Source organism: Paracoccus sp. J56 (genome assembly GCF_019633685.1).
In the GTDB taxonomy this organism is placed as follows: Bacteria; Pseudomonadota; Alphaproteobacteria; order Rhodobacterales; family Rhodobacteraceae; genus Paracoccus; species Paracoccus kondratievae.
On sequence record NZ_JAFL01000025.1, the window covers coordinates 14,246 to 27,976 of the forward strand.

At 66.3% G+C, this 13,731-nt stretch carries 11 protein-coding genes; 5 read left to right on the forward strand and 6 right to left on the reverse strand.

The features are described 5' to 3' along the window. Positions 1-69 precede the first annotated feature (69 nt). The 3 genes from M511_RS15405 to M511_RS15415 all read right to left on the reverse strand — a co-directional run bounded on the left by M511_RS15405 (position 70) and on the right by M511_RS15415 (position 4,615). On the reverse strand, positions 70-1,269 hold the full coding sequence (locus M511_RS15405) for an ABC transporter substrate-binding protein (protein WP_240547668.1): 1,200 nt from the start codon (positions 1,267-1,269) through the stop codon (positions 70-72). Between the two features lie 122 nt (positions 1,270-1,391). After that, a complete protein-coding gene (gene hisD, locus M511_RS15410; protein WP_085502664.1) occupies positions 1,392-2,699 on the reverse strand; it encodes a histidinol dehydrogenase in 1,308 nt (435 codons plus the stop codon). A gap of 113 nt (positions 2,700-2,812) precedes the next feature. Beyond that, a complete protein-coding gene (locus M511_RS15415) occupies positions 2,813-4,615 on the reverse strand; it encodes a thiamine pyrophosphate-binding protein (protein WP_085502665.1) in 1,803 nt (600 codons plus the stop codon). Positions 4,616-4,767: 152 nt separating this feature from the next. Here M511_RS15415 and M511_RS15420 point away from each other — a divergent pair, with 152 nt between their 5' ends. The 4 genes from M511_RS15420 (at position 4,768) to M511_RS15435 (ending at position 8,842) form a co-directional block, all read left to right on the forward strand. Further along, a complete protein-coding gene (locus M511_RS15420; RefSeq protein WP_085502666.1) occupies positions 4,768-5,610 on the forward strand; it encodes a helix-turn-helix domain-containing protein in 843 nt (280 codons plus the stop codon). 123 nt (positions 5,611-5,733) lie between these two features. Further along, entirely contained in the window at positions 5,734-6,429 is a 696-nt protein-coding gene (locus M511_RS15425; RefSeq protein ID WP_085502667.1) for a hypothetical protein, read from the forward strand. A 19-nt stretch (positions 6,430-6,448) separates the two neighbouring features. Then, positions 6,449-7,816 carry an aspartate ammonia-lyase gene (locus tag M511_RS15430; RefSeq protein WP_085502668.1) on the forward strand — a complete coding sequence of 456 codons (1,368 nt, stop codon included), beginning with the start codon at positions 6,449-6,451 and terminating at the stop codon, positions 7,814-7,816. A gap of 24 nt (positions 7,817-7,840) precedes the next feature. Further along, positions 7,841-8,842, forward strand: coding sequence for a glycoside hydrolase family 3 N-terminal domain-containing protein (locus tag M511_RS15435; RefSeq protein WP_085502669.1), 1,002 nt, complete (start codon positions 7,841-7,843; stop codon positions 8,840-8,842). Positions 8,843-9,160: 318 nt separating this feature from the next. Here M511_RS15435 and M511_RS15440 read toward each other — a convergent pair whose 3' ends face one another. Continuing rightward, positions 9,161-10,750 (reverse strand): GMC family oxidoreductase, encoded by a 1,590-nt coding sequence (locus tag M511_RS15440; protein WP_085502670.1) that lies wholly within the window; start codon positions 10,748-10,750, stop codon positions 9,161-9,163. Between the two features lie 191 nt (positions 10,751-10,941). On the opposite strand from M511_RS15440, the gene M511_RS15445 reads away from it, so the two are divergent. Then, the gene (locus M511_RS15445; RefSeq protein ID WP_085502671.1) at positions 10,942-11,823 is read left to right on the forward strand and encodes a sugar phosphate isomerase/epimerase family protein; all 882 of its coding nucleotides are present in this window, start codon (positions 10,942-10,944) and stop codon (positions 11,821-11,823) included. Between the two features lie 128 nt (positions 11,824-11,951). Here the strand turns inward: M511_RS15445 and M511_RS15450 are convergent, their stop codons facing one another. Then, a complete protein-coding gene (locus M511_RS15450) occupies positions 11,952-12,710 on the reverse strand; it encodes a FadR/GntR family transcriptional regulator (protein WP_010397930.1) in 759 nt (252 codons plus the stop codon). Further along, positions 12,710-13,726 (reverse strand): four-carbon acid sugar kinase family protein, encoded by a 1,017-nt coding sequence (locus M511_RS15455; RefSeq protein ID WP_028714566.1) that lies wholly within the window; start codon positions 13,724-13,726, stop codon positions 12,710-12,712. Before M511_RS15455 ends, M511_RS15450 begins: the two co-directional genes overlap by 1 nt. Positions 13,727-13,731: the final 5 nt, after the last annotated feature.

A 13,731-nucleotide genomic window follows, 5' to 3' on the forward strand; every position in this document is an offset into this window, starting at 1 on the left:
AAAATGGGGACAATGCGGAAGGGCCTGCCGGGTGCGGTCGCCGGCAGGTCCAGGACGCGGGGGGCGCGATCAGCGGGCGTTGTCGATTCCGCTGACCAGCATCTGCACGGCGTCTTCCGAGGCCATGTCGCTGACGAAGAACTTCGACACGACATCCCCGAACACGGTGGCGAACTGGGGCTGGCTGGCGAAACCATGCGCGGAGGCCCCGAGCATGGCGCCGTTCTCGATCGCGACGGCGCGATCCTCGAAGCCCTTCTTCGCGCAATCGTCGAAATCGTCCACCGGCAGGTCGGTGCGGGCCGGGATCGAGCCCTTGATCAGGTTGAAGTCATGCTGGACCTTGGGGTCCATGACCACTTCGGCCAGGGCGTCCTGCGCCTTGGTCACCTCAGGATCGGTCACCTTGAACATGCCGAAACTGTCGATCAGCCATTGGAAGGACGGGGTTTCCGAAGGCGTCGCGAAGCACAGGAAATCCTCGCCCGGCTTCAGGCCCTTGGCCAGGAATTCGCCCTTGGCCCAGTCGCCCATGATCTGCATCCCGGCCTGGCCGTTGATGACCATGCCCGAAGCCACGGCCCAGTCGCGGCCGGTGAAACCGTCGTCGACCAGCCCCCGCACCTGGCGCAGCGTGTCGAAGACCTGTTTCATGGTGTCCGAGGACAGCGCCTCGGGGTCCAGTTCGACCAGCGCCTTGTTGTAGAACTCCGGCCCGCCGATATCCGCGACGAGCGCGTCGAATATCACCTGGATCTGCCAGGGCTCGTCGCCCATGGCCAGCGGGATGACGCCGGCCTCCCTCAGCTTCGCCCCGTCCTCGATCAGTTCGGCCCAGGTGCCGGGCTGCTCGATGCCGGCCTTGTCGAAGGCGGCCTTGTTCGCCCAGACCCAGTTCTGGCGATGCATGTTGATGGGCACCGCGATCAGGTCGTCGCCGTTCTTGACGAAGGGCAGCACCTGCGGCGCAATGGCGGCCTCCCAGCCATTCGCCTCGTCAAGCGCGTTGAGCTCGCGCATCACGCCCTCGGCCGACCAGTCGATCCCCTCCCAGCCGATGAATTGCATGGCGCCGGGCGGGTTGCCAGAGGCCAGGCGCGAGCGCAACGCCTGCTGCATGTTGCCGCCGGACTGTCCGCCCACGGCGCTGTCCTGCCAGCCGTAGCCCTTGGCAGCCAGTGCTTCCCGGACGACGTTGAGCGCGGCGGCTTCGCTTTCGGCCACCCAGTGATGCATGACCTCGAGCTTTACCTCGGCCTGAGCGGGCATCGCGGCGATCAGCGATGCCGAGCTGGCGAGAAGGGCGGGAAATAGGTTCTTCATGGGGATACTCCCTGTTGTCGGTGGGGTGAAGGCTCGGTGGCGTTCCGCTCGTCTCGGGCCGGTCGGTTTCAGGCCTGGACGGCGGCGCCGTATTCCACGTTTCGGCCGCCAAAACGGCGGACACGGATATTGGCTTGTTCGGCATGGCCGACGAAGCCTTCCATGTGGCACAGGCGCGACGCATAGGCGCCGATCATGGCCGAGGCTTCGTCGGTAAGGATCTTCTGATAGGTGCAGGTCTTGAGGAACTTCCCGACCCACAGCCCGCCGGTATAGCGCGCGGCCCGCAATGTCGGCAGCGTGTGGTTGGTGCCGATCACCTTGTCCCCGAAGGCGACATTGGTGCGCGCGCCAAGAAACAGCGCGCCATAGTTCGTCATGTTGTTCAGGAAATGGTCGGGATCGGCGGTCATCACCTGCACATGTTCCGAGGCCACGCGATCACCCTCGGCCACCATCTCGTCCAGCGTGTCGCACAGGATGATTTCGCCGTAATCCACCCATGCCTTGCGGGCGATCTCTGCGGTGGGCAGCAGTTGCAGCAGCCGCTCGATCTCGCGCAGCGTGTCGCGAGCCAGCTTTTCCGAATTGGTGATCATCACCGCCGGCGAGTTCGGGCCGTGCTCGGCCTGGCCCAGCAGGTCGGTGGCGCAGATCTCGCCGTCCACGCTGTCGTCGGCGATGACCAGCGTTTCGGTCGGGCCGGCGAACAGGTCGATGCCCACCTTGCCGAAGAGCAACCGCTTGGCTTCGGCGACATAGGCGTTGCCGGGACCGGCCAGCATGTCCACCGGGGCGATGGTCTCGGTGCCGTAGCCCATGGCGGCGATGGCCTGCACGCCGCCGAGGCAATAGATCTCGTCCGCGCCGGCCAGCGCCTGGGCGGCCACGATCTTGTCGGCGATCCTGCCCTTGAAGGGTGGGGCGCAGGTGATGACGCGCTGGCAGCCCGCGACCTTGGCGGTCAGCACGGTCATATGTGCCGAGGCCAGCAGCGGATATTTCCCGCCCGGGACATAGCAGCCAACATTCTGGATCGGCACGTTTCTGTGGCCCAGGATGACGCCCGGCAGCGGCTCGACCTCAAGGTCCAGCATGGTGTCGCGTTGCGCCTGCGCGAAATTGCGAATCTGTTCCTGTGCGAAGTCCAGGTCGTGGCGTTCCTGCACGCTCAGCCCGTCGATGCAGGCGGCGATCTCGGCCTCGGTCAGCCGATAGCTGTCGCGGTCGAGCCCGTCGAACCTGACGCTGAGTTCGCGCACGGCCCTGTCGCCGCCCTCGGCGACCTGCGCCAGCAGCTTCTCGACGGCTTCGGTGACGGCGGGGTCGGTCTGGTCGCCCTGCTGCAGGCGCGGGGTCTTCACATGCCGGATCATGGCAAATCTACCTCTGGGGGTGAGCCCTCGCGGCCACCCGTGCTGGTTTCGGAAAAAGGGTGAGGGCAGGAAAGGTGGGATGCGGGGGCGGCGTGCCGCCCCCCGCCGCGCGCTCAGAGCATCTGCTCTTTCGCGCGCATTTCGGCATAGGCTTCCTGCTCTTTTTCGTAATAGGCGGGCGAGGGGAAATCCCACCAGCCGGTGGCGAAGGGGCCGGCGGCGTCGCGCGACACGATTACCTCGACCAGTGTCGGGCCGTCGGTGTTCAGCGCTTTTTCCAGCGTCGATTCCAGATCTTCGTCCTTCACCACTTTCCAGGCCTCCAGGCCAAAGGCCTTGGCGGTGGCGGTGAGATCGGCAGAATAAGGCTCGCCGTTACCGGCATGGTGGTTGAACTCGGACGCGATGTGACGACCCATGAACTTGCGCTGGCCGCCGCGGATCGACATGTAGCCCTGGTTGTTCAGCACCAGGAAGACCACGTTGATGCCGTTCATCACGGCGGTGCCCATTTCCGGCAAGGACATCATGAAGTCGCCGTCGCCGACGATGGCAACGACCTTCTTTTCCGGGCAGGCCAGCTTGGCGCCCATGGCCGCCGGCACCGCCCAGCCCATCGGCGAATAGGAGCCCGAGGTCAAATGCGTGCGCGGCTCATAGACGGGGAAGCTCTGCTTGACCGAGCCTTGGGTGTTACCCGAGCCGACCACGACGATCCCGTCGCGCGGCAGCACCTTGCGCAGCGCGACCAGCGGCCGCTGCGAGGTAAAAGGGGTCTCGCGGCTGTTCTCGCGCGGTTCGACCTGTGCGTGCCAGTCGGCCTTGGCCTTTTGCACCTCGGCGTGGAAATCGGCGTTGCGGTCGCGCAGCGCAGTGGCGTCGGCATCGCTGATCGCCTCCAGCAGCTGGCCAAGCGCGATCTTCGCGTCCGAGACGATGCCGACCTCGGTCGGATAGTTCTTGCCGATCTCGCGCGGGTCCAGGTCGATATGGATCAGCTTGCCGGGCGGGAAGCTGAAGGACACGCCCTTGGCATAGGACGAGGCCGACCAGTCGGTGAAGCGGCAGCCCACCGAGACCACCACATCGGCCGAGGCGGTGATCTGGTTGCCGCAGGTGGTGCCGGTCTGGCCGACGGCGCCGATGAACAACTCGTTGTCCTCGGCGATGGCACCCTTGCCGTTCCAGGTGATGGACACGGCTGCGCCCAGCTTTTCGGCCAGCGCGGTCAGTTCGGCCGACGCATCGGCGGTGATCGCCCCGCCGCCGGCGACGATCACCGGGCGGCGGGCCGACAGCAGGACCTTGGCGGCCGCCTCGATCGCCTTGGGATCGGGATAAGCGACTCCGACGGGCAGGCGCTTGTCCAGCGGGTGGATGGTGACCTCCTCGGCCTCGACCTGAACATCCATCGGGACTTCGACATGAACCGGGCCGGGGCGGCCGGTCAGCATCTCGCTGAAGGCGCGGTGCATGATCGAGGGCAGCGTCCTGACCGAATGGGCCTGCCAGGCGCGCTTGGTCACCTGTTCGGTGATGCGCGGGAAGGCGTTGTCCTGCTGACGCTCGATCTCCTGCATGGTGCCGTGGCCCTGCATGTAGGTCTGCGGCGAGCCGGAGACATAGAACACCGCCGTCGAATCGGTATAGGCGGTCGCCAGGCCGATGATCGTGTTCGCCGCCCCCGGCCCGACCGAGGTCGAGCAGGCCATCGGCTTGCCGCAGGCGCGATAATAGCCATCCGCCATATGGACGGCACTCTGCTCGTGCATGACCTGGATGAAGGGGATCTCGGAGCCTTCCTGCAGGAAGGCGTCGAACAGCGACCAGATGCCGTGGCCCGGCACGCCCGCGACATATTCGACGCCGTATTCCTTCAGCGCACGCGCTACGACTTGTCCACCGGTAAGCTTCATGAGATTCCCCGTCTGGTTGCTGCACCCTTGGCATGGCGGTGCAAATCTGCGTTCAACTGCCAGCATGCTGCGGCCTTGACGAATTTGTCGCAATTTCGCATTCATTCGTTTCATGACGCAGACTGACGCACGGCTTGCGCAAGGATCTGGAGATGACCCGGTCAGACCTCACCCACGACCCCGCCGACCGCATGGCGAATTTCGCCGCAAACCTGCGCCTGCTTTGCGACCGGCAGGGCTCGATCTCGCAGATCTGCCGCAAGCTCGGCATCAATCGGCAGCAGTTCAACAAATACCTGTCGGGCCGCCACATGCCCTCGTCGGGCAACACACGCTTGATCGCGAATTTCTTCGGCCTCGGCCCCGACGTCCTGTTCAGCGAACATGAGCGTTTCCGCGCTCTGGTCGACGGCAACTTCTTCGACGTGCTGGACCATCTGCGCCGGGCGCCGCAGGTTGCGCGTTTTCTCGACACGGTGGCGGTCTCGACCAAGACCGACATGGGGGAATATGTCGGCTGCTATGACCGCTACCAGTATTCCTCGATCTACGCGCGCAAGATCCTGCGCTCGGCCTTCTGCATCTTCCAAAGCGGGGATTTCCTGAACCACTATTACGTCGAGCGTTTTCCCAGCTACGACGACCCGTCGCGCACCGAATACATCTTCAAGTATCACGGCTTTACCTTCCCGGTAGAGGATCGCGTCTTCACCATCGACTTCGAGACGGTGCAGCGCAACGAATTCACCTTTGGCATCTTCTCGACCGTGCAGCGCAGCGCCAAGCGCTTCATGTTCGGCATCGTCAGCGGTGTCGCGGCGACGATGTTTCGCCAGCCCTTCTCGACCCGTGCGGTGCTGCATTACCGCCGCCCCGGTTTGCTGAGCCGGGCGGAACTGCAGGCCACCACGACGCTGGACATGAACGACGCCTCGATTCCCCGCGAGGCGCGTGAATATCTGGGCGAAAGCCCCGACATGATCAAACCGGTATGAACCGACGCGCGCGATGCCCGAAATCGCGCCAGTCTGCGTCAGTTTTGCGGTGGTCGCGCAATGGTCTGGAAGGTCTTTCCGTGCTGTCCTTGCGCCATATCCAGCATCCCCGGGGACATCACCATGCACAACCAGATCCGCGACCTTGCCTTTGCCGACGAGTTCATCAAGGCGCAGCTTGTTGAAAATCCTGAGGATTACATGGTCGAGGACGCCGTCGTCGTCAACCTGTCGCCCGAACCGCTGGTGACCGGCACCGATCACCCCGGCATCGTCCCGGCGTGGAAGTCGACCTGGCTCAGGGGTGGGACGATTCGCTCGGGCGAGCGGGCGGCGATCATCAAGGTGCTCAAGCCCACCAACCTCGGTGGCTGCATGTTCCGTGGCTGGGACTGGCTCGGCAACCGGATCAAGAGCTTTCCGCGCGACACGCCGCTGTTCATCTCGGCCCAGGACAGCATCGGCCTAGTCACGATCGACCCCCATGTCTTTACCAACGAACGCCGCACGGCCGAGGAACCGCAGGAGTTCGAGCTGAAGCTGAACCTGTGGTGGTCGCCGGGCGATACGGATTGCTTCATCCATAACGAGCATCCCTTTCTTGAGGTGCATACCCAGATCCACGGTCTCGGCCGGATGCAGAAATTCGCCGAACGCGACGAGAATACCCTCTACGAGGATGTGATCATGCCGACCGGCTATTCGCATGATCCGTTCTGCCGCGTGACCGGCAGGAACCAATGGACCTATCCATGGCACCGCTACTACGCCGACACCGATTCCGTCTGGCTGGCGGTCGAGCTGCACCCCAAAGGCTGACAGGCACCAAGGAGGCGCAATGATTCCCGGCGAATCCTGGACCCGCATCGAAAGCGATGAGCTGGGCAGCCGCCGGCTGCCGGGCGAGGCGCTCTATGGCATCAACACGCTGCGCGCGGCCGAGAACTTCCCGGTCTCGGGCATGAGGATCGGGTCGCTGGCGCCGCTGATCCGCGCCATGGCGCTGACGAAAAAGGCTGCGGCAGCGGCGAATTACCGGCTGGGCAAGCTGTCGGCACGCAAGACCGAGGTGATCGGCCGGGTTTGCGACGAGCTGATGGCCGGCCAGCATGCCGGTCATTTCGTCATCGACGTGTTCCAGGGCGGCGGCGGCACCTCCAGCCACATGAACCTGAACGAGGTGATCGCCAATCGCGGGCTGGAACTGATGGGTCGCGCCTGCGGCCAGTATGAGCACCTGCACCCGATCCGCGACGTCAACCGCTCGCAATCCACCACCGACGTCCATGCCACGGCGCTACGCATCGCGCTGATGCAGGGTGCGCCGGGGCTGGAACGGGCGCTGCTGGCGCTGGCCGAAGCCTTCGCCGGAAAAGCGCAGGAATTCGGCGGCATCCTCAAGCTAGCGCGCACCCATCTGCAGGACGCGGCGCCGATGACCCTGGGCGAAGAGTTCCACGCCTTCTCGACCGCGCTGCGGCACGAGGCGGCACGGATCTGGCCGGCATCGCAAGGCCTGGCGGGGCTGAACCTGGGCGGCACCATGGTCGGCACCGGCCTGGCCGCGCAGCCGGATTTCGCCGAGACGGTGATCGCCGAGTTGCAGCGCCTGACCGAACTGCCCCTGCGCCGCGACGACGATCTGGTCTGCGCGGCCTGGAACAGCGCTGGCCTGGTGCAGTTCTCGTCGCTCTTGCGCGGCATCGCGGTGACGCTTTCCAAGATCGCGAACGACTTGCGCCTGCTGTCCAGCGGCCCGCGCGGCGGCATCGGCGAGATCGCGCTGCCCGCCGTCCAGCCCGGCTCGCCGCTGATCGCGGGCAAGGTCAATCCCGTGATCCCGGAAATGGTCAGCCAGGTTGCCTTTCACGTTGCCGGGGCCGATGTCGCCGTTGGTATGGCGGCCGAGGCCGGGCAGTTGCAACGCAACGCCTTCGAGCCGCTGATGGCGCATTGCCTGTTGACCAGCCTGGGCATGATCGAGAGCGCCGCCCGCATCTTTGCCGAACGCTGCGTGCAGGACATTCGGGCGGTGCCCGAGGCTTGCGCCGGCAATCTGTCGGCACCCGGCACCCTTGCCGCCGGGCTGGTGCCCCTGGTCGGGCACGAGGCCGCCGCCGATATCGCCGAGGCGGTCGCCAGAGGCGAGGATCTGGACGCGCTCTTGCGCGCGCGAGGCTTGGCGCCGGGCGATCCGGCCGACTGAATTCAACCCGCAAAGAAACCTGAGATGTGCCTGGAGGCCGATGCCCATGCCGTGCTGTTGCCGGCGATTGACGACCTGATGCTGACCGATCCGATGGCGCGTTTCCTGGATCAGGGCGGCCGCGCCCTTCTGATCGGTGAAACGCGGGCGGAATATGTCGCGCGACGCATGTCGGATGCCCGCTGCCGGGGTGAAAGCGCCGACAAGTTGCGCGCACTGACCGACCGGATCACCGGCCTTGCCGGCCCGGCGCTGGTGGCGCTGGATCAGGAGCCCTCGGGCATCCGCCGGCTGCACGGGCTGGTGCCGCAACTGCCCGACAACCAGGTGCTGTACGCCATGGCCTCGGAGGAGATCGAGCGGGTCGCGTTCCGCATGGCCCAGGCGGCGCGCGGAATGGGCGTGACCATGTTCCTGTCGCCGGTCATCGACGTGGTGACCGGGCGCAATCCCTGGCTGCAGGGCCGGACATTGGGCACCGATGCGGCCGAGGTGGCGCGGATCGGCTGCGCCTTTATCCGCGGCGTCGAGGCGGCGGGCGTCGTCGCCACCGCCAAGCACTTCCCCGGCCATCACGACATCGACGGCGATCCGGCGGTGGATGCGGCCACGGTCAGCGGCGGAGCCGACGCATTGGCGCCCGGCATGGTTCCCTTTCGCGCGGCCATCGCCGCGGGTGTGCGCGCGGCGATGACCGGGCCGTCGCTGGTGCCGGGGATGGACGCCGTAATGCCCTCGTCGCTTTCTGCCACCACCATCGCCGCGCTGCGGGGGCTGGGTTTCACCGGGATGGTGGTCAGCGACGACCTCGACGCCATCGGCACCCTGCGCGGCCAGCGCGACGTCCCGACGGCGGCGGTCGAGGCCTTGCGCGCAGGGTCCGACCTGCTGCTTTTGTCGGCGGCGAACGATCTGGAACAGGTCCGCACTCGCATCCTGTCGGCCGTCGCCGAAGGCAGCCTGCCCGAGGAACACCTGACGGAAGCCGCCGTCCGCGTTCGCGCGCTTGCCGGCAGCATGGGTTAAAGGCAGGATGCGACGGCGGGCAGGGCGACGCCAGCCGCCACCGGGTTACAGGTTGGTTCTGAACCCTTCGACGGTTGCCGGAGATGGGCTGCGGGGTGACGATGGTTTCCTTCGGCCCACGATGACGCGCAACTGTCCCGGGCAGGAGGCAATGGCCTCCGCCGCCGACATCAGTGGCAGTTCGTGAAAGAAGCCGCCGTTCAGCGTGGTCCGGCCGCCCCAGGAAAGATCGGCAATGATCGCCTCGTCCTTGCCCGTGGCCAGGTCGGCGAGGGTGCCGGAAATCTCTCCTCGGGGAGGCGCCGAGAAACGCCGCCGTCAGCGGCGGCGCATCATGTCCGACAGCTTCTCGCCGATCATGATGCAGACAGCGTTCGGGTTGCCCGAGATCAGCGTTGGCATGATCGAGGCATCGGCGACCCTCAGCCCCTCGATGCCATGGACGCGCAATTGCGGATCGACGACCGCCATGTCATCCACTCCGGCCCGGCAGGTGCCCGCCGGGTGCAAAGCCGCATGGGCCGTGGTCTGGCAGAAGCGCCGGATCTGATCGCGGGTGACAGGTCCGGCCTCGGGCAATTGGCGGCGCTCGACATAGCGGCTGATCGCGGATTGCTCCATCACCTGCAGCGCGAACATGGTGCCGTCGGTGATGGTTTCCAGGTCATGGGGATCGCTGAAATAATTCGGGATCACACGGGGGAAGGCGGCGGGATCCGCGCTGGTCAGCCGCACCTCGCCGCGCGAACGCGGGCGGATCTGGCCAAGGTTGATCGTGCAGCCATTGCCGCCTGGGACGGCCTCGACCCCTTCCTCGACCCCCGCGCCGACGACCATGAAATATTGCACGTCGGGATGCCTTTCCGCCCGGTCGGCCCACCAGAAGGCGCCGCCCTCGATCAGGTTGGAGGAAGCCGGGCCACCCTTGAACAGCAGGTAGTTCAGTCCCGCCAGCGCCTTCCAGTGCAGCTTCTTGTACTTGTCATAGCTATGGGGGCCATTGAGCTGATAGATCAGCGAAATCTCGATATGGTCCTGAAGGTTCTGCCCGACGCCCGGCAGGTCGTGGACGACTTCGATTCCATGGCGGCGCAGTTCGTCCGCCGGACCGATGCCGGACAGCATCAGGAGCTTGGGCGTGTTGATTCCGCCCGCCGACAGGATGACCTCGCGCCGGGCGCGGATCGTCCGGGTCCGACCCTTGGCGACATATTCGACACCCGTCGCGCGACCGTTCTCGACCAGCACCCGCAGCACCCGCGCCCCGGTGCGCACCGAAAGGTTCCTGCGTTTGCGCGCGGGCTTCAGATAGGCGACCGCCGCGCTGCTGCGGCGTCCGTTCCGCGCGGTGATCTGGTAGAGCCCGCAGCCGGCCTGATCGCCCGAGTTGAAATCCGGGTTCAGCGGCAGCCCCTGCTGCTGGCAAGCTTGCAGCCAGGCGCGGGTCAGCGGATGGATATGGTCGATGTCCGAGACCCCCAAGGGCCCGTCGATGCCGTGGGCCTCGTTGCAGAAGCGGTTGTTGTTCTCCGCCTTGCGGAAATAGGGCAGGACGTCCTGATAACCCCAGCCGGACGCCCCCAGGGTTTCCCATGTCGCGTAGTCGTCTGGATTGCCCCGGATATAGATCATCGCATTGACCGAAGAGCCGCCGCCCAACACGCTGGCCTGCACCATCGTCGGCTGCTCCTGGCGGCTCTGGCCGTCCGTCGGCTCCCAAGGGAAGCGCTTGAGCAGCGGGCCCTGCGCGGTTTTGTAATAGGCGCCGGGGATATGGATATAGGGGCTGAGGTCGCGCGGCCCTTCCTCCAGCAGGACGACCTGCGCGTCTGCGTCCTCGCTGAGGCGTGCCGCCATGACGCAGCCGGTCGATCCTCCACCGACGATGACATAGTCCGCCCAGTCCATCCCGTATCTCCTTCCGGCCTGTTGACGCAGTAAGCCGGGAGGCGGTGGGGTTGGCAATTTCGCAAGCATGACGCCAATGACGCAACAGCGCGTGGCGATTGCGTCAGGTTGCGCAAGAATTCGTCGGACTGCGCAATTGCCGGGGCGGCGGCTCGCGCGGAAACTCCGTATATCCTAGGAAAGGAAAACCCATGTCCGCCGAACGCCAGACAATCGTCCTCCATTCCCTGATCGCCAAGGACGCACCCATGGCGATGGACCTGAAGATCGCCGCCGATCTGGGCTATGACGGCATCGAGATCTCCGCCGCCAAGATGCGCGCCTTCCTTGCCGCCGGATGGACCGAGGCCGACCTGGCCGAGCGCCTGCGCGGTTACGACATTCCGGGCACCGGCTTCCTGATGGATATCGAGCGGCATGGCGGGGCCGAAGAATCGCTGTGGCGGGATGCCGCCGAGCTTTTCCATCTGGCGCAGATCGCGGGGGCGAAGGCCGTGCAGGCGATCACCGGTCCGGTCTCGGTCGCCACGGTCAGGGCGCATGCCGCTGGCCGGCCGGTGACCGGCTATTCCGGCGTCCTTGGCCTGTCCCGTGACGAGCAGATGCGGATCACCGCCCGCAACTTGGCCCGGCTGGCCGACATGGCCGCCGAGAGGGGGCTGATCCTTTACTTCGAGGCGCTTGGCTGGTGTCCGCTGAACACCGTCTCGGACCAGCTGGAGCTGATCGACCGGGCGGGGCGGAGCAATATGAAGATAGTGGTGGATTTCTGGCATTGCTATGTCTCGGGGGATACGCCCGAGCGGATCGCGCGGATCGAAAGGAATGCGATCTATGGCGTGCATGTCTGCGATTCGCTGCGCCACGACGGCGGCATCCCGGACGAGGCGGTGCTGCGCGACGTGCCCACCGGCGGTGGCGTGCTGAACCTTCAGGAATGGGTGGATGCGGTGAAGGCGACGGGCTATGTGGGCTGGTGGAGCGGCGAGTTGTTCTGCCGCAAGCAGCATCAGGACGACAGTTTCAAGGTCGCGGCAGGGATGAAGGCGCGTCTGGAACGCCTTATTCTCTAGCTGAGGAGCGTCCGGGGCTCTGTCTGCCCGATTTGCTTTAACTGGCGCTGCGCTCTTGCTGCGGGGTCTGGGCGAGGAAAAGCAGGTCGAGGAATTTTGCGAACAGCGGAAACACGGCATGCCCGCTGTCAGGGCTGGCCTTGGGTGGCCAGCGGCGGGCCGTTGCCGGCGTCGGAGACGAGGGCGGGCTTGCGCCTTGTGAACAGCCGGTCGCGCGAATGGGTCAGGTGATCGCGCATCAGGTCGCGCGCGCGGGCACCGTCCTGCAGCCGGATCGCCTCGAAGATCCCCGCATGCTCGTCGAAGACCCGCGCCAGCCCGCTGGCCTCGCGCTTGACCGAGGCGCCGTGGAAGCGCATTCCGACGGCGATATGGTCCTTCAGCGCCTCCATCGCGATCGAGAAATAGCTGTTCTCGGACGCGATCGCGATGGCCAGGTGGAACTGGAAATCGGCATCCTCGCGGTGGCTCTGGCGGTTGGTGGCGTCGCGCATCAGCTCCAGCGCGGCGGCGATCCGTTCCAGCGCGGCGTCGTCGCGCCGCTCGGCCGCGCAGGCGGCGGCGGCGGGTTCCAGCGTCAGGCGGAACTCATAGCAGCTGAGCAGGTCCGAGACGTTTTCCAGCGGCCCGAAGCCGAGCGGCTGCTTCAACCCGATGGTGCGCACGAAACTGCCCGCGCCCTGGCGCGAATAGATCAGGCCGCGCTCGCGCAGCTTTTTCAGCGCATCGCGGATCACGGGGCGCGAGACCTCGAATTCGGCGGCCAGGTCATGTTCGGTCGGCAGTCTTTCGTCGGGGCGATAAGAGCCCGACTTGATCGCCCGTTCCATCCGTTCGAAGACGATCTCGCTGAGGGATTTCCGCGCCCGCTTTTCCGGCTCCGCCATCAGTTCTGCCCCCGAAACATCTCCAGCAAGGTGGCGAGGGTATCGGCCGCGCCGAAGCCCCCAGATTTGGCGATGATGCTGATTTCGCCCCCATATGCCACAGCTAACCCAGGCAGGCATTCGCCCGCAAGCCGCAGCGAGGTGATGCCCATATGCGCCAGCACCGCCTCGGCAGTCGCGCCGCCGGACAAGAGCAGCGCCTGCCGACCGGCGGTAAGCCGGGGATGGACGCTGCGGGCCAGGGCTTCGGCGACCTGCGATCCGGTTCGCGTGGCCTGCCCCGCCACTGCCTGCACCAGCAGATGCGGCGCGGTGGCGTCTGGTACCGCTTCGCCCGCGGGGGCGGGCAGGACCGCCGCCAGTCCCGAGGCCTGCACCTGTCGTGCCTGTTCCACCGTGATCGGATCGCGAGAGCCGATGACCAGCAGGCTGCGCGCGGCGCGCGGCAGGACCGGTGTGGCTGCGGGCTGCCCGGTCATGCGGATCGCCAGCGCCTCGGCCAGCCCGCGCGCGCCGACCAGCAGGTCGCCCGGTTGCGTCCTGTCCAGCGCGGCGGCCAACTCAGTGGCGCTGGTCACGTCGGGGATGACGGCGCGGCCGGCCAGCGGGCCAAGGGCTTCGGCGATGGAAAGGGGCCGGGCGACGCCGTAGCCCCCGACATGGCCGGCCTGCGTGATCCGCCCGAAATCGGGAATGGCGGGGGCGACCAGCATCCGCGCCGGGTCCAGCACCGCGAGTTCGGCGGCGACATGCCCCTTCAGCCGCGAATCGATCTTCTTCAGGACTGGCACGCCTGCGGGCAGCGCCGCCACGACCTGCGCCATCGCCTTGCGCGCCGCGTCCTTGGTGCCATCGCGCGAGCGGGTGCTGACCGCCATCACCTGCGCGCCGCTTGCCGCGACCGAGGCCACCGCCTCGGGCGACAGCGCGACCTGGACCGCCAGCCCGCGCCCGGCGAAGGGCGCGGCGCTGTCCAGCGCGCCGGTCAGGTCGTCGGCGATGATGCACAGCTTCATCGGCG